Source organism: Gemmatirosa kalamazoonensis, assembly GCF_000522985.1.
GTDB classification, from domain to species: Bacteria; Gemmatimonadota; Gemmatimonadetes; order Gemmatimonadales; family Gemmatimonadaceae; genus Gemmatirosa; species Gemmatirosa kalamazoonensis.
The window spans coordinates 2,636,603-2,652,121 of sequence record NZ_CP007128.1 but is presented as its reverse complement, the minus strand read 5'-3'; the positions used below and the strand labels follow the sequence as shown (position 1 = coordinate 2,652,121).

At 72.4% G+C, this 15,519-nt stretch carries 15 protein-coding genes; 4 read left to right on the top strand and 11 right to left on the bottom strand.

Features of this window, described 5'->3' with window-relative positions; all coding sequences use genetic code 11:
• Window positions 1-42: 42 nt before the first annotated feature.
• Together J421_RS11420 and J421_RS11415 are read left to right on the top strand one after the other, a co-directional pair.
• Complete coding sequence (locus J421_RS11420; RefSeq protein ID WP_025411310.1) at window positions 43-1,008, top strand: AraC family transcriptional regulator; 966 nt, start codon at window positions 43-45, stop codon at window positions 1,006-1,008.
• A 61-nt stretch (window positions 1,009-1,069) separates the two neighbouring features.
• Entirely contained in the window at window positions 1,070-1,390 is a 321-nt protein-coding gene (locus J421_RS11415) for a HEAT repeat domain-containing protein (protein WP_025411309.1), read from the top strand.
• Between the two features lie 13 nt (window positions 1,391-1,403).
• On the opposite strand, the gene J421_RS11410 is transcribed toward J421_RS11415, so the two are convergent.
• The 10 genes from J421_RS11410 to J421_RS11365 form a co-directional block, all read right to left on the bottom strand.
• Window positions 1,404-2,144 (bottom strand): SDR family NAD(P)-dependent oxidoreductase, encoded by a 741-nt coding sequence (locus J421_RS11410; protein ID WP_025411308.1) that lies wholly within the window; start codon window positions 2,142-2,144, stop codon window positions 1,404-1,406.
• A 245-nt stretch (window positions 2,145-2,389) separates the two neighbouring features.
• On the bottom strand, window positions 2,390-4,045 hold the full coding sequence (locus tag J421_RS11405) for a carboxylesterase/lipase family protein (RefSeq protein ID WP_025411307.1): 1,656 nt from the start codon (window positions 4,043-4,045) through the stop codon (window positions 2,390-2,392).
• Window positions 4,046-4,133: 88 nt separating this feature from the next.
• A complete protein-coding gene (locus J421_RS11400; RefSeq protein WP_025411306.1) occupies window positions 4,134-5,393 on the bottom strand; it encodes an arabinose transporter in 1,260 nt (419 codons plus the stop codon).
• Window positions 5,371-5,799 carry a (R)-mandelonitrile lyase gene (locus J421_RS11395; RefSeq protein ID WP_025411305.1) on the bottom strand — a complete coding sequence of 143 codons (429 nt, stop codon included), beginning with the start codon at window positions 5,797-5,799 and terminating at the stop codon, window positions 5,371-5,373. The genes J421_RS11400 and J421_RS11395 overlap by 23 nt, the downstream gene beginning before the upstream one ends.
• Window positions 5,800-5,831: 32 nt before the next feature.
• Complete coding sequence (locus J421_RS11390; RefSeq protein ID WP_104023095.1) at window positions 5,832-6,593, bottom strand: (R)-mandelonitrile lyase; 762 nt, start codon at window positions 6,591-6,593, stop codon at window positions 5,832-5,834.
• 113 nt (window positions 6,594-6,706) lie between these two features.
• Entirely contained in the window at window positions 6,707-7,516 is an 810-nt protein-coding gene (locus J421_RS11385) for a RibD family protein (RefSeq protein ID WP_025411303.1), read from the bottom strand.
• Window positions 7,509-7,904 (bottom strand): cyclophilin-like fold protein, encoded by a 396-nt coding sequence (locus J421_RS11380; RefSeq protein ID WP_158508748.1) that lies wholly within the window; start codon window positions 7,902-7,904, stop codon window positions 7,509-7,511. The genes J421_RS11385 and J421_RS11380 overlap by 8 nt, the downstream gene beginning before the upstream one ends.
• 26 nt (window positions 7,905-7,930) lie before the next feature.
• Entirely contained in the window at window positions 7,931-8,677 is a 747-nt protein-coding gene (locus J421_RS11375; protein ID WP_025411301.1) for an SDR family oxidoreductase, read from the bottom strand.
• A 48-nt stretch (window positions 8,678-8,725) separates the two neighbouring features.
• On the bottom strand, window positions 8,726-9,796 hold the full coding sequence (locus J421_RS11370) for an NAD(P)-dependent alcohol dehydrogenase (RefSeq protein ID WP_236646301.1): 1,071 nt from the start codon (window positions 9,794-9,796) through the stop codon (window positions 8,726-8,728).
• Window positions 9,797-9,996: 200 nt separating this feature from the next.
• Window positions 9,997-11,280 (bottom strand): MFS transporter, encoded by a 1,284-nt coding sequence (locus J421_RS11365; RefSeq protein ID WP_025411299.1) that lies wholly within the window; start codon window positions 11,278-11,280, stop codon window positions 9,997-9,999.
• Window positions 11,281-11,485: 205 nt separating this feature from the next.
• On the opposite strand from J421_RS11365, the gene J421_RS11360 reads away from it, so the two are divergent.
• Complete coding sequence (locus tag J421_RS11360) at window positions 11,486-12,460, top strand: LysR family transcriptional regulator (RefSeq protein ID WP_025411298.1); 975 nt, start codon at window positions 11,486-11,488, stop codon at window positions 12,458-12,460.
• Window positions 12,461-12,467: 7 nt separating this feature from the next.
• Window positions 12,468-12,794, top strand: coding sequence for a hypothetical protein (locus J421_RS11355; protein ID WP_148306264.1), 327 nt, complete (start codon window positions 12,468-12,470; stop codon window positions 12,792-12,794).
• Here the strand turns inward: J421_RS11355 and J421_RS11350 are convergent.
• Window positions 12,785-15,508, bottom strand: coding sequence for an ABC transporter permease (locus J421_RS11350; protein ID WP_260525851.1), 2,724 nt, complete (start codon window positions 15,506-15,508; stop codon window positions 12,785-12,787). The two genes, J421_RS11355 and J421_RS11350, sit on opposite strands and share 10 nt — an antisense overlap.
• Between the last annotated feature and the right edge of the window lie 11 nt (window positions 15,509-15,519).

Sequence of the window (15,519 nt, the reverse complement as noted above, 5' to 3'; positions counted from 1 at the left end):
CATGCGGGCATGGCGAATCGACCGACCTCCCAGGCGTCAGCCGTGACAGCCGGCCCACGGGCCGGCGCCGCGGGTACCGCGGGGTCAGCGGCGCAGGACGCGACGCGCGTCGCGGCGCTGTGCGCCGAGCTCGCGGTGCTCCTCGAGCGGCGGACGGGGGCTGATGGCGGGCACGAGACGGCGATCCCCGAGCTCACGCTCTGGCGCTTCTCGAACCCGACGGAGCCGGCGCCCGTGCTGCAGCAACCGGCCGTCTACGTCGTGGCGCAGGGCCGCAAGCAGGTGACGGTCGGGGGTGAGACCTACGTCTACGACCCGTCGCAGTACCTGGCCGTGTCACTGGAGCTGCCCGCGGTGGGCAACGTCGTGGAGGCGCGCCCCGAGGCGCCGTACCTCTGCCTGACGCTGCGCGTGGACCCGCGGGAGCTCGCGGCGCTGCTCGTCGAGACGCAGCGTCCGGTGCCGCGCGGCGACCACGATGGCCGCGCGCTGTTCGTCAGCGCGGTGGGGGCGCCGCTCCTCGACGGGCTCGTGCGGCTGGTGCGGCTGCTCGACGCGCCGGAGGACATCCCGGTGCTCGCGCCGCTCCTCCGGCGGGAGCTCCACTACCGGCTGCTGCAGGGCGAGCAGCAGGGCCGCCTGGCGGAGATGGCGATTGGGGACGGGCGGCTCCGGCGGGTGGCCGGGGCCATCGCCTGGATCAGGGCGCACTACGCGGAGCCGCTGCGGGTCGAGGCGCTGGCGAGGCGGGTCAACATGAGCCCCTCGGCGCTGCACGCGCAGTTCAGCGCCGTCGCCGGCGTGAGCCCCATCCAGTACCAGAAGCAGCTGCGCCTCCAGGAGGCGCGCAGCCGCCTGCTGTCCGGCGGGACGACGGCGGAGGCAATCGCCTACGAGGTGGGCTACGCGAGCCCGTCGCAGTTCAGCCGCGAGTACGCGCGCCTCTTCGGAGAGCCGCCGCGGCGGGACGCCGACCGGATGCGGGAGCTAACTCCTGTTCTCCCTTAGAGTTCGCGCGCCAGTCCGGAGCGGGATCGCGAAACGGGTTTGTCGGCACATCTCCCAGGACGTGTGCCCGTGGAACGTCAGGTTCTCCAAGGAGCTGCCTAACGATTCGCCGTACGCGCCGCGCGAGGCGCTCGCGGGCAAGGACGCGCGTCAGCTCGCGCGGGAGCTGTTAGGCATGTCGCAGCCCGAGTTCAGCGCCGCGTTCAAGGGCTCGCCGATGAAGCGCGCCAAGCTGCGCGGGCTCAAGCGCAACGCGGCGGTGGTGCTCGGAAACGTCGGCACCGCGGACGACGTCGACGTGCTCACGCGCGCGCTCGACGACCCCGAGCCGCTCGTGCGCGAGCACGCCGCGTGGGTGCTCGCGCGCCTGGCTCCGCGGTAGCGCCCCTCTGCAATCAGTCCGTCGCCTCGTCGAACGTGGTGCCCGTCTCCTCCGCCAACGCCCGCAGCAGGCGGTCTTGGAACGCGAGGTCGTGGACTGCGCGGTGCGGCGGGCGGCGCTCGCGGTGGTACCAGTACCCGCCGCTCGTCAACGCCTCAGGATCGTCGCTCGCCGCGAGCCATTCCTGCGTGCGGTGGCCGAGCTCAAGATCGTCCGGCGCAGCGGGGCCGCCCATCCGCGTAGGGACCCAGCCCGGATCGACGGCGTTGCTGAGCACTGTGGGACGCAGGCGGGCCACCGCCGCCGCGAGTGTGGTGACGAACAGCTTGCTGTCCTCGTAGGAGCCCGCGCGCCGCCCGCGCCAATCGACCCGGTCAAGCGAGGAACGGCCGCCGAAGTGCGAGCTGCTGCTCAGATAGACGAGGCGCCGCGGTGTTCGGAGCAGGGCCGTGAGCAAGTACGGCGCGACGATGTTGACGGGCATGACCGCCCGACCGCTCCAGACGCCGGCGTTGTGGATGACCGCGTCGAGAGGAATCGCGGCGTTCAGCTCGGCCGCGATGCGTCGGACCGCTTCGCGATCCGTGAAGTCGCCGACCACGAGGTTCGCGCCGCGGTCGAGGAGCGTGTGCAGGCTCGCGGCACGCTCCCCGTTGCGGCCGTGCACCACTACCTCGTGGCCGGCGGACAGGAGCGACTCCGCGGCGAGGCGTCCGAGCCCGTCCGCGGAGCCGGTCACGAGGATGCGCGTCACGGTCGCACCGCCCGCGGTGGGAGTTCTCGCATCCGTCCCCTCGTCCGTCGTCGTGGTGTGTGTCCGGTGTCGATTCGCGAAGTCGTCGACGGTCGCAGCGAGCGGCGTCGCCGCGCAGCGTGTGGGGCATCCAGCGAAGGCGACGAGCGTCTGCGCACGCGCGGCCCCTTCGCGCGGCGGCCCCGAAGGTGCGCGGACGATGCCGCCCCGCGCTCAGCGCGCGCGGAGCGAGATCGGGGACGCGGTCACGGCCTCGTGGCTGCCGCCGGCTGATCGAGGAACTGGTATCGCGCGCGCGGCTCGGCCTCGGCACGCGTCTCGACGTCGATGCGGATGCGCTGCACCTGGCCGTTCGTCACGCCGCCGCGCGGCCACGCGGGCAGACCCGCGCCGTTCGGGTCGCCGGTCTTGATGAAGTTCGCGAAGTAGCCCTGCATGGTCTCGGAGACCTTGAAGTCGTCGGGCGTCCACCCGAAGACCTTGTTCAGCGGCAGGTTGCCTAACGCGTACTCGATCTCCGCCGAGTGCACGGCGCCGCGCGCGGGCGGCGGGGCGCTCCCCGGGCCGCCGCGCGTGACGCCGCCGGCGAGGTTCGCGGTGACACCCGCCTCCACCGGCGCGGGCCGCGGGCGCGCGTACAGGTAGCGGTACACCGGCTGCCCGCTCGTGCGCGCGTGCTCCTCCAGCCACTTCCACGTGGCGAAGCCGGTGAAGCGGTCGCTCGCGAGGTCGGTCAGTGAGCGGGCGATCTCGTCCGCCGAGCCTAACGGGTACGCCTTCTCGGCGTCCGCCGCGCGGGCGCCGAACAGCCGCGCGAACACCGCGCGCGCGCTGTCGGCCGTCGGCTCGCCGCGAACGAGCCCGCGGCCGTTCGCCTCCTCCGAGTTCCAGCCGGCGAGCAGCGGCACCTTCGCCTGCTCGCCCGCGCCGTAGATCGCTTCCGGCGCCTTCGGGAAGAACAGCCCGTCGACGTTCGCCGGGAAGCGCGGCATGCCCGGGCGCCCGGAGAGCTCGAGCAGCTCGGTGGCGGAGAGCGCGCGCAGCCCGGCGAGCGACGTCGCGCCGACGCGGCCCGCGAACGCGACGCCGTTGCGCTCCGACTCCTCGCGCGTGGGAACCGCCGCCGACGTGCCGAAGTGGGCGCCGCTCTCGCCGATCGCGCGCGCGAACAAGCCCTTCGCGAGCGGCGACGCCATTTGCGCGCTCACCGCGAACGAGCCGGCCGACTCGCCGGCGATCGTGACCTGCGCCGGGTCGCCGCCGAACTGCGCGACGTTGTCGCGCACCCAACGCAGCGCCGCGGTCTGGTCCATGTACCCGTAGTTGCCCGCCGCGTGCTGCGGCGACTCGGCGGCAAGCTCGGGGTGCGAGAAGAAGCCGAAGATGCCTAACCGGTGGCTCAGCGTCACGACGACGATGCCGCGCCTCGCCATGCTCTCGCCGTCGTAGCGCGGCTCCGAGCCGTCGCCGGCGATCCAGCCGCCGCCGAAGATGTAGAACAGCACCGGCAGCCGGGCCCCGGGCGCGGCGTTCGGCGGGGACCAGACGTTCAGGTAGAGACAGTCCTCGCTCACGCCGGCGTTGCGGAACATCATGTCGCCGAACGGGCGCGCCTGCATGCACTGGTTCGCGAACCGGTCGGCGAGGCGCACGCCCTGCCAGCTCGTCGCCGGCTGCGGCGGCCGCCAGCGCAGCTCGCGCACCGGCGGCGCGGCGTACGGGATGCCGCGGAACGACCGCACCCCGCTCGGCAGGGCGAGCCCCTGCACGACGCCGTTCTTCGTCTGCGCGCGCGGCGCGCCGTTCGTCGCGCCGTTCGAAGCGCCGTTCGGCTGCGCGAGCGCCACCGCGAGCGGCGTCATGAACGCGAGGGCCAGGAGGAGAGGAGCGCGGCTGGTCATGAGGCTCAGTGAGTGTGTGGTGATGAACGGCCCGAGCTTCAGCGGCTCTACGGGGCGCGAGTCGCCATCTGTTCGGCCGACGGGATCTTCAGGACGGCGACGGTCTCATGGGATGAGCGGCGTGAGCGGGCCCACGCTGCAGTCGCCTCGCCACCGGCACCGCGCCCAGCGTGACGACGCTGCTGACGAGGAACACCGAGCCCAGCCCTGCGCGGCCGGCGATCAGGCCGAGCGCCGGGCTGGCGATGCCTAACGAGAGGTCGAGGAACGCCGTGAACGCCCCCATCGCGAGTCCCTTGGCCTCCGGCGGCGCGAGGCTCACCGCCTCGAGGCCGAAGCCGGGATACACGAGCGAGTAGCCGACGCCGGTGACCGCCGCGCCGACGAACACCACCGCCGCCGTGGGGGCGAGCCAGATGAGCGCCAGCCCCGCGGCCTCGATCAGCGCGCAGACGAGCGCGATGCGCGCGCCGCCGACTCGGTCGGGGAGATGTCCGAAGACCACGCGCCCGAGGATGAACGTGGCGCTGAGCACCGTGAACGCGACCCACGCGGCGTCCCACCCGCGCTCGGCGAACAGCAGCGAGGCGAATGTGCTGATCGCGCCGAAGCCCACCGCGGTGAGCGCCATGCCGAGGCCGGGAACGGCGACCGCGCCCAACACGCGGCGGATCGACGGGCGCTCGCGCGCCGACGGCGGGAGTGACCGGAGCGGCGCGACGACGAGCAGCGCCACGAGGGGCAGCGCCGTCGTAGCGAGCGCGGTCGAGACGAAGCCGAAGCGGTCGTAGAGCAACGTGCCCACCGGCGCGCCCGCCCCGTACGCGGCCCAGAGCGCGGTGCCGACCCACGCGATCACCTTGCCCGCGTTGCGCGGACCGCCGAGCGCGAGCCCATGACTCAGCGCGCCGGTGATGACAAAGCTCTCCGCGCCGCCGAGGAACACGCGGCCGATCAGCAGCACGAGGATGCTGGTCGATGGCGTGTGCGCGACGCGCAGCGAGAGGAGATAGAGCAGCCCCGAGGCCGCGCCCATCGACAGGCCGACGACCATCGCGCGCTTCGCACCCCGCGTGTCGGCGTAGGTGCCCGCCCAGAAGCGCGAGAGCAACGCCGCCGCGAACTGCACGCCCGCGGCGATGCCGACCATGAACGTGCTGAGCCCGAGCTGCTGGTGCACGTAGAGCGGCAGCACCGGCATCGCGAGCCCGATGATCAGATACGCGACCAGCACCACCGCCATGATCGGCGCCAGCGCGCCGATCATGGGCGCCGGTGTCGCCTCGGCGCGTTCGTGGCGCGGCGCCTCGGCGCGCGCCCGCAGGTCAGCGCGCAGCGGACGGGCCACGCGACTCTCCGTACTGCCCGTACTGCGCGTCGGTGACGTGCTCCAACCACTCGACCGCCTTCCCGTCGAGCGCCTCCTGGATGGCGATGTGCTGCATGGCCGTGTCGGGCGACGCACCGTGCCAGTGCTTCTCGTTCGGTGAGAACCGCACGACGTCGCCTGGCCTGATCTCCTCGACGGGGCCGCCCTCCCGCTGCACGAGGCCGCGGCCGAAGAGCACGATCAGCGTCTGCCCGAGCGGGTGCGTGTGCCACGCCGTGCGCGCGCCCGGCTCGAACGTGACGGCGCCACCCGCGGCGCGCGCCGGGGCGTTCGCGTCGAAGAGGGCGTCGATGCGCACCGTACCGGTGAACCAGTCCGCCGGCCCCTTGACAGAGGGCTTCGTGCCGGCGCGCGTGATGTCCATGATGGTGCTCCGTGTGTGTTCGTGTCCCCGCCTCACTTCGCGGAAGTGTCGGCGAAGACCTTCCGCGCGATCTCGACGGCGGTGTTGGCCGTCGGCCACCCGGCGTAGAACGCGAGGTGCGTGATGAGTTCCGTGAGCTCGTCCTTCGTCACCCCGTTCTCGAGTGCCCGCTTGAGGTGGAACGGCAGCTCGTTCGTGCGGTAGTTCGCGACGAGGGTCGCGACGGTGATCAGGCTCCGGTCGCGCTTCGAGAGGCCGGGCCGCTCCCAGACCTGGCCGAAGAGCACCTGCTGGGTGAGCTGGTCGAGGGCGGGGGCGATGTCCGCGTACGGGCCCGGGCTCGGCGTGCTCGCCGTGACGATGCTGTCTGCCGACATGCGCGTGCTGCTCCGTGTTGGGGGAATCCTGTACTGCGTATCACTGACCTGTTCGAGCCAGTCGACGTTCCGGCCGTCGACCGCCTCCTGGATAGCGGTGTGCGTCATCGCGGCGTTAGGCGCGGCGCCGTGCCAGTGCTTCACGCCGGGCGGCGTCCACACGACGTCGCCCTCGCGGATCTCCTCGACGGCGCCGCCCCACTGCTGGACGCGGCCGGTGCCCGACGTCACCACGAGCAGCTGCCCAAGCGGGTGCGTGTGCCAGGCCGAGCGCGCACCCGGCTCGAACGCGACGGCGGCGGCGGAGACGCGGGACGGCGGCGTCGCGTCGCGGAGCGGCACGACCCGCACGACGCCGGTGAAGGTCGCGGCCGGCCCCGCCTGCGCCGGCCGCTCGGCGCGGCGCGAGATCCTCATGGTTTGCGAGTCGGCCGGTGTCCTGGTCTGCGCGCCGACGCGCGCCGTCGCAGCGAGCGAGAGCGTCAGGAGCACGGCGGCCCATCCCCTCAGCACGCGGCGCGTGGAACTCGTCACGTTGGTCTGCATCGGAATCTTCCCTCGGCGTATGGCGGTCGTCGTGTACGCGGACGTCGGGTCGACTCCCCGTGCGGCTGGACGCGGTAGCGGAGCCAGAGCAGTTCGTCGGCGCGGCGTTCCACGTCCTCGAGTGTGAGCCGACACGGCACGGCGTCTTCGCCCGCCACGTCGAACAGGGCCGGCGTGCCGACCCGCCCGTCCGCCACGGGCGCGATCAGCAGGCTCACCTCGTCGACGAGTGCCGCGCGCAGGAAGCTGCCGTTGATCCCGCCGCCCCCCTCGAGCACGAGCGTCCGGACGCCGAGCCGGGCGCCGATCTTCTCCAGCGCGACCGGCAGGTCGACGTCGTCGCGCCCGGCGAGCAGGTACGACACGCCGCGCTCGCGCAGCGCAGCCAGGTACTCGTCGGACACGCGCTCGGAGAGCACGGTGACGACGTGATCTTCCGCGACCTCGCCCGACTCCCACACGAGCTTCCCGCGCGCGTCGATGGCGATGGCGAACGATGCGTGCTCGCCCGCGGCTCCCGGCGCGACGAAGTCCGCGCGCGGTGGGCCGTCATACGTGCGCGCGACCTCGGCGTCGGACCGCGTGCCCGCGGCGAAGTGCTGCTCCATCGTCACGCGCCCGCAGAGCCAGGCGTCGGGCGCGTATGTCGCGTGCACCTCCTCGTACTGCCGGCTCCCCTCGCCCGAGAGCGGCCAGCCCTCGACGACGATGCGGCCGTCCACGGACGTCATCATGTGGCAGATCACGCGCGGGCGTCCCGCCGTGCGGGCCTCGTTCCCCTCATCGTTAGGCACTTGGTCCTCGACGTCCGTTCTCGGAAAAGACGACCCGCACGCCGCGCCGGCCGAGGGTCTGCGGCAGGTCGGCAGGATCGTCGACGCGGCCGAGGCGGGTGTACGCGTACGACGAGTCGAACGTCTCGTAGAACACGACGACGGTGTTCGTGCCGTACAGCATCAGGTCACCGCGGCGGATCGTCCCCGGCCGGCTCGCGGTCGCGGGCAGCGCGTCCCGCAGTTCGGCGTACTTCTCGTTGCCGTTGAGCTCACTCATGTCCAGCGTCAGCGGCAGTTGCGCCGCGAACGCGCGAGCGGCCGCGTTGTCGTCCAGGGTGATAGCGAAGCGACGCTCGCCGACGGTCATCCACACTCGCGAATCCTCCGGTCCGCGGCTGCTGGTCATGCTGCGACCTCCGTGCACGACACGTCCTACAGCTCCTGGCTCGTTGGGCGGAACAGGATCTCGTTGATGTCCAGCTCCTCCGGCTGGCTGATCGCGAAGGCGACGACCCGCGCGAAGGACTCCGCCGGCACCCCGACCTGTCCGACGTAGTCGCGGTTCGCCTGCTGGACGTCCGTCTCGCTGATGTGGTCGAGCAGCTCCGTCTTGACGGCGCCGGGCGAGATGATCGTCGTGCGGATGTTGTCGGCCTTCACTTCCATTCGCAGCCCTTCGGACAGCGCACGCACGCCGAACTTCGTCGCCGAGTAGACGGCGGAACCGCCGAACAGCTTGTGGCCGGCGACCGACGAGAGGTTGATGATGTGCCCCGACTTCTGCTCCTGCATGTGCGGGAGCGCCGCGGCGATGCCGTAGAGCACGCCCCTGAGATTCACGTCGATCATCCGGTCCCACTCGTCGATCTTCAGCCGCTCCAGGGGCGAGAGCGGCATGATGCCGGCGTTGTTGACGAGCACGTCGACCCGGCCGAAGGTCGCGACGGCTGCGTCCACGAGACGCTGGACCTGCGTGAGGTCGGTGACGTCGGTCTGCACGGCGAGCGCCTTCCCTCCGGCGGCCGTGATCTCGTCGACCAGCGCCGTTAGGCGCTCGATGCGCCGCGCGCCGAGCACGACGGCGGCGCCCTGGGCGGACAGGTGACGGGCCGCGGCCTCGCCCATGCCGCTGCTGGCACCGGTGATCACGACGACCTTCCCTGCGATGTTGTTGCTCATGCTGGTTCCTATGTCTTCGAGTGTTCTCGCCTCGCCGAACGCGCCGGGTCAGCGCCCCTGCACGTCGATGACGAAGCGGTAGCGCGCCTGCTTGGCCACGACCTTCGTCCACGCGTCGTCGATCCCGTCCATCGCGATCTTCGTGATCTCCGGCTGGATGCGGTGCAGCGCGCAGAAGTCGACCAGGTCCTGCGTCTCCCGGATGCCGCCGGTGTTCGATCCGGCGAGCGCGTTCCGATACATGACGAGGCCCATCTGCCCGATTTCGTTCGAGTCGGCGACGTTGCCGACGCCGACACGGCAGTACGTGGCGTCGCGCTTGAGCATCGGGATGAAGCGATTCAGGTCGTGCTTGTAGGGCACGGTGTCCAACGCGAAGTCGAACGCGTGGCGGTACTGCGCGAAGTCGGCGCCGTCGCGGTTGACCACCACGTTGCGCGCTCCGAAGCGCTTCGCGTCGCTCGCCTTCTCCGGCGACGTCGTGAAGACCGTGACCTCGGCGCCTAACGCGGAGGCCAGCTTCACGGCGAGGTGGCCGAGCCCGCCCATGCCGACGATGGCGACGCGCTTGCCGGCCGACACGCCCCAGTGCCGGAGCGGCGAGTAGACGGTGATGCCCGCGCACATCAGCGGGGCCGCCGCGGCGAGGTCCAGGGCGTCCGGAACGCGGATGACGAAGTCCTCGTCGACGACGATGAACGTCGAGTAGCCGCCCTGGGTGATCGTGCCGTCCCGATCCTTCGACGCGTACGTCTGGACGTTGCCGGCGAGGCAGTAGTTCTCGTGGCCGGCCTGGCACTCCGCGCAGACGCGGCACGAGTTCACCATCGTCCCGACGCCGACGCGCGCGCCGACCGCGAACTTGCTGGCGCTCGATCCGACCTCGACGACCGTCCCCGTGATCTCGTGCCCGACGATCTGCGGGAACGTGACCGGACCCCAGTCCTCGTGGATGGTGTGGATGTCCGAGTGACAGATGGCGCCGTAGTGGATCTTGATCGCCACGTCCTTGGGACCGAGGGCGCGGCGCTGGAACGTCATGCGCTTGTGCGGCCCGGTCGGCGCGTAGGCCGCCATGCCTTCAGCGGGGTACGGCCCCTTCACATTCGCGTTAGGCATGCGCGTATTGCCTCTCGGTGTGGGTTGCGCGTTCTGCGCGTGTAGCAGGCTCGCCGCGCCAGTCCCCGCCACGGCGGCTGCCGCCGCTGCCGCCGACACGATGAAGTCGCGCCGCGAGTGCCCCGCGGGCGTGGGTCGTTCGATCCGATGCTCGTCGTGAGCTTCTCTCATCGCTTCCTCCGCTGAACTGCTGCTGTGCGTCAGGCCGCGGCGGTGCCGCGATCAGGCGCGCGATACTCCGCATCGTCTCGGTGTTGTGGCCTGCGCCCGCCGCGCGCCTGGCGCCGCGCCGCGCCCGCGACCAGCGCGGAGAGGGCGAGGGCGGCCGCGCTGAGCGCGAAGGTGCTCCGGTAGCCGCTCGCGTCGTAGACGACGCCGCCCGCCGTGGCCCCGAGGGAGATGGCCAACTGGACCACGGCCACCATCAGCCCACCACCCGCCTCGGCGTCGTCCGGGAGCACTCGGCTCAGCCACGTCCACCACGCCACCGGCGCGGCGGTGCCGATCAGGCCCCAGCCGGCGAGCAGCACGCCCACCGCGACGGGAGCGCCGCCGAGGATCGTGAGCGCCACGGCGATGGCCGCCATCGCCAGCGGCATCGCGACGAGCAGCCCGTGGAGCCGCGAGCGCAGCGCGAGGCCGATCAGCCAGGTGCCTAACAATCCCGCGCCGCCGGTGATCAGCAGGAGCAGCGAGAGCGTCGAGACGCTCACGCGCGTCACCGTCTCCAGGAACGGGCGCAGGTAGGTGAACAGCGCGAACTGGCCGAGGAAGAAGAGCGTGACGGCGAGCATCCCCGCGGGCACCTGCCGCCGGCGCAGGACGCGGAACACGGTGCCGCCGGCCGCGCGCTCCGACGGCATCGACGGCAGGCTCGCGTAGAGCCAGCCGAGGGTGACCAGCGCGAGCGGCACGACGGCGAAGAAGGCGCCGCGCCAGCCGACGTACTGGCCGAGGAAGCTGCCTAACGGCGCCGCGACCGTGGTCGCCAGCGCGTTGCCGCCGTTCAGCAGCCCCATCGCGCGCGGTACGTCCCGCTCCGGCACGAGGCGCATGACGGTGGCGGCCGACATGGACCAGAAGCCGCCGATCACGACCCCGACGAGCGCGCGGCCGGCCATGAAGACGCCGGCGTTCGGCGCGAGGGCTACCATCACCCCCGAGACGAGCATCAGCGCGGCGAGCGCCAGCAGCACGCGCCGGCGGTCGATCCCGCGCGTCGCCGACGAGATGCCGAGGCTCGTGAGGACGGCGAAGATGCCGGAGACGGCGATGGCCTGGCCGGCGCGTCCCTCGCTGATCTGCAGGTCGGCGGCGATGGGCGTGAGCAGGCTGACCGGCATGAACTCGGACGCGATCAGCGTGGCGACGCACAGCGTGAGCGCGAACACCGCGCCCCACTCGGTCGCGCCCGCCGCCCCGGCCGGACGGGAAGCGGTCGCGCCCGACTCGAGCGCTCGCTCGTGGATGGCTGGCGCGGCCATGTCAGCGCTCGGCGGTGCGCGCGGCGACCGTCGGCGGCACGCCCCGACGGCCGGTGGACATCGACGGATGTGGGTCGAGATGATCGCTCACGGTGCGCTCCGGGTTCGGGTCGGGCGGGTCACCCCGCCTGCCTCCCAATCAACCCGGTACCGGTGTGTCGATCTACTTGACGGCGCTGCACGACCCGTGAAGGATTACTTCACAATGTCCGACGACCTGAATGCGATGGCCGTGTTCGTCGCGGTGGCCGAGGCGCGAGGCTTCCGCGCCGCCGGCGAGCGCCTGGGCGTAAGCGCCTCGGCCGTGAGTCAGACGCTCCGGAAGCTCGAAGGACGGCTCGGCGTGGTGCTCCTCCAGCGCACGACACGCAGCGTTCACCTCACGGCGGCGGGCGAGCGCCTCTACGCCGCGGTGCGTCCCGCGCTGGAGGACGTGCGCGCCGCCGTCGCCGCGGTGGGTGAGCTGAGCGACGCGCCGCGCGGCACGATCCGGCTCCTCATCGGAACGACGGCGGACCCGGTGCTCGCGCGACTGCCGCTCGCCGACTTCCTCGCGAGCCACCCGCACGTGCGCCTCGACGTGGTGGTGAGCGACGCGGTCGTGGACATCGTGGCGGCGGGCTTCGACGCCGGCATCCAGCTCGGCGAGGTGATCGACCGCGACATGGTGGCGGTCCCCGTCACGGGCGACATCCGCATGACGGTCGTCGGCTCACCGGCGTACCTCGCACGGCGCGGCACGCCGCAGCACCCGCGCGACCTCGTCGAGCACGAGTGCCTCAACTGGCACCCCGTGCCCGAAGCGCCCGCCTACCGCTGGGAGTTCACCGAGGCCGGCCGCGAGGTGGCGGTCGCCGCCCCGGGACGCGTGCTCTCCACCGACTCGGCGGTCAACATCCGCCTCGCGCGCGACGGGCTGGGACTCACCATCGTGTACGAGGACCAGGTGCGCGACGAACTCGCGCGCGGGGAGCTCGTGGCCGTCCTGACGGAGTTCTGCGAGCCGTTCGCGGGCTACTACCTGTACTACCCGCAGCGCCGGCATGCCTCGCCGGCACTGCGCGCGCTCATCGACCACCTGCGCGGAGCGCGGGACGCCGCCCGGGGCCGGCAGCCGGGCGGCCGGACGCCGACCAGGGAGAAGCCAGCCGGGCGTGCCGCGCGCCCACGGGGGCGCTGAGCCGGGCGTGGCGACCCGCGGGGCGACGATCCGCCACTGCTCCCAGGACGTGTGCCCGTGGAACGGGCGGTTCGCGCGCGCGCTGCCTAACGATTCGCCGTACGCGGCGCGCGAGGCGTTAGGCGGCAAGGACGCGCGGCAGCTGGCGCGCGAGCTGTTAGGCATGTGGCAGCCGGAGTTCCCGGCCGCGTTCAGGGGCTCGCCGATGAAGCGCGCGAAGCTGCGCGGGCTGAAGCGCAACACGGCCGTCGTGTTGGGGTCCGACGACGCCGTAACGCAGCCGGCGCACGTCGCTGACGACCGTCGCGGGAAACAGGTTGGGGTTCAGGATTGATCCCGCAATGCCTCCGTCGGCTGAATGCCGAGCGCCCGTCGCGTCGGGACGACGCAGGCGAGCAGGCATACCCCCAGCATGAACGCCGCGTAGACCACGAGCAGCGCGACCTGGCCCCACGAGAGCGCGATCGGCGCGTTCCGGAACTCCGTGCGAGACAGAATGTCTGCGCCGACGTAGATGAGGGCGGCACCCACCGCGATGCCGATGCCGACCTGCGTCAGCGGCCGCCGGAAGACCGCGGTGATGACCGTGCGCCGGCGCGCGCCGAGCGCGACGCGGACGCCGATCTCGCGCGTGCGTCGGGCGACGGTGAAGGACAGCACGGCGTAGATGCCGGCGAGCGAGAGCAGCAGGGCGACGCCGGTCATCCCCAGCGTCGCGCGCAGGAACATCTCCCAGGTCCACACCAGGTCGTCCGCGATCCGGTCCATGCGCTGGACCTTCGAGAGCTCGAGCGTCGGGTCCAGCGCGCCGGCGATCGCGCGGACGCGCGGCACGAACGCCATCGGGTCGCCCCGCGTGTGGACCAGCAAGTAGGGCTCGAAGGCGCTCCCGGCTGCGGCCGGCAGGTAGAGCCCGATCCCGCGGTCGGGCTCCTCCACCTCGTCCATCCCGAGCTCCTTCACGAGCCCCACGATCTGGTAGAACGGAAGCGAATCGACCTGCGGCCCCGCGATCGGCGTCGTGCCGAGGTTGATCCGCAGCTGCAGGCCGATCGGGTCGCGACCGAGCAGCATCTGGTCGACGAACCCCTGATCCACGATCACCACTCTCGCGCCGGGGGCGAGGTCGGCGGGCTGGAAGCCCCGCCCCGCGAGGATCGGCGCCCCGAGCACGTCGAAGTACGACGGGTCCACGTACGCGATCTTCGTGTAGCGGTACGCATTCTTCCCGAGCCGGTCGCCCGCCGCGGCGATGGACGCCGAGTCGTCCAGGAAGACCCGGTGGTAGCTGTGGTTCATCCGCGGCAGCCGGTCCGCGAACGTGACGCCGACCACCCCCGGCTCGGCCGCGACGCGCTGCCGCAGCGCCTCGACCAGCGTCCCGAATCGCGCGCGTTTGGCGGCGGCCGCCAGCGTGTCGGCTTCCGCCTCCGGCTCGGGCGCCGCCTCCCTGCTGAGCTGCACCGACAGGTACCTGTCGGCCGCGAACCCGACGTCGTACGTCTGGATCCGGCGCACCTCCCGCACCTCCAGCAGGGTGATCGCCGGGAAGGCGACGGTCACCGCGACCTGCGCGACGATCACCGCCGTCCACACGCCGCCGAACCGCACCGTGCCGCCGCCGGCGGTGCCCCCGCGCAGGCGCGACCCGATGCCGCGCGTGATCTTGAGGCCGGGCATCGCGCCGGTGATCGCCGCGGCGACGAGCGTCAGCGCGCACGCGTAGAGCACCGTCGCGGGCAGGAGGCGCGGGTCGATCCAGAAGGGGACGCTCCCGAAGGTCGCCTCGAGGAACGGCCGCCCCACCTGGCGCAGCGCGGCGTGGGCGCCCGCGAGCCCGACGGCGGCCGCCACCCCGCCGAGCACGAGCGCCTCGGCGAACAGCTGCAGCACGATCCGACCGCGGCTGGCTCCCAATGCGCTCCGCACGACGATCTCGCTCTCGCGCGTCGCCGCCCGCGCGAACAGCAGGAGGGCCACGTTGCCGCAGACGAGCACGAGGAGCATCAGCACGAAGGCCTGCAACAGCCCCAAGACCCCGAGCTTTTCGGCCATCGACGACCCTCCGCCGAACATCTGCGCGTAGGGCATCACCTGGGGCTGCAGGTGCTCGTGCGTGGCCGGCAGCTCCCTGGCCGCCCGCTGGCCGAGCCGCGCGAGTTCGGCCCGCGCGTCGTCGAGCGTCGCGCCGGGGGCGAGCCGCCCGAAGATGGTGATGTCGGGCCCACGCCGCGGCGCGTCGTCGCGCGCGGTCGGGCGGAACGGCGTCCACGCGTCGTGCGCGACGGGGAACCGGAAGCCGTCCGGCATCACGCCGACCACCGTGGCGTACGCGTCCCCGAGCTGCACCGTCTGTCCGACGATCGCCGAGTCAGCCCCGAATCGCGCCCGCCACACGGCGTGGCCGAGGACCACCACCGGCGGCGCGCCGATGTGCTCGTCCGCCGGCACGAGGACGCGCCCCAGCAGCGGCCGCGTCGCGGCGACGCGGAACCCCGACGCGGTGATCGCCGCGACCTGCACCGGCCGGGCCTCGCCGTCACGCCCCTTCAGGTTGCGCACGACGTCCTGCCAGGCCCCGAAGTCGGTCACCGACCGCATCGCCTGGCGCCAGACGACGAAGTCGTGCAGCGCGCGCGGCTCCGCCTGGTTCGCCTGCACGTCCCAGTTTCGCAGGTGCACGATGCGGTCGCCCCCAGGCAGCGGCAGCGTGGGACTGACGAACAGCATCACCATCTCGAAGGCGACGGCGCCGACCCAGATGGCGAACGCCATCGCGAGTCCGCCGACGATCGTCAGCCCGGGGTACTTCACGAGCAGACGGACCCCGAGCTTCAGATCGAGCGACAGGCCGCCGAGCCACCTGAGGCCGCGGCCGTCGCGCATCTCTTCCTTGTGCCGCTCCATGTACCCGAACGCCAGGCGCGCCCGGCGCCGCGCCTCCTGCGGCTCGAGCGCCTCCTCGCGCACGAGCCGGTCGGCCTCCATCTCGAGGTGGAAGCGGAACTCCTCGTTCATGCGCGACTCCGCGTCGCGCCGGGCGAACAGGAGATGCAGGC

What these genes read in the sequence shown, in the direction of transcription:
- J421_RS11405 (WP_025411307.1), bottom strand. Translation starts at nt 4,045, where the DNA reads ATGACCAGCCGCGCTCCTCTCCTCCTGGCCCTCGCGTTCATGACGCCG.
- J421_RS11395 (WP_025411305.1), bottom strand. Translation starts at nt 5,799, where the DNA reads ATGGACATCACGCGCGCCGGCACGAAGCCCTCTGTCAAGGGGCCGGCG.
- J421_RS11390 (WP_104023095.1), bottom strand. Translation starts at nt 6,593, where the DNA reads ATGAGGATCTCGCGCCGCGCCGAGCGGCCGGCGCAGGCGGGGCCGGCC.
- J421_RS11380 (WP_158508748.1), bottom strand. Translation starts at nt 7,904, where the DNA reads ATGACCAGCAGCCGCGGACCGGAGGATTCGCGAGTGTGGATGACCGTC.
- J421_RS11375 (WP_025411301.1), bottom strand. Translation starts at nt 8,677, where the DNA reads ATGAGCAACAACATCGCAGGGAAGGTCGTCGTGATCACCGGTGCCAGC.
- J421_RS11370 (WP_236646301.1), bottom strand. Translation starts at nt 9,796, where the DNA reads ATGCCTAACGCGAATGTGAAGGGGCCGTACCCCGCTGAAGGCATGGCG.
- J421_RS11365 (WP_025411299.1), bottom strand. Translation starts at nt 11,280, where the DNA reads ATGGCCGCGCCAGCCATCCACGAGCGAGCGCTCGAGTCGGGCGCGACC.
- J421_RS11360 (WP_025411298.1), top strand. Translation starts at nt 11,486, where the DNA reads ATGTCCGACGACCTGAATGCGATGGCCGTGTTCGTCGCGGTGGCCGAG.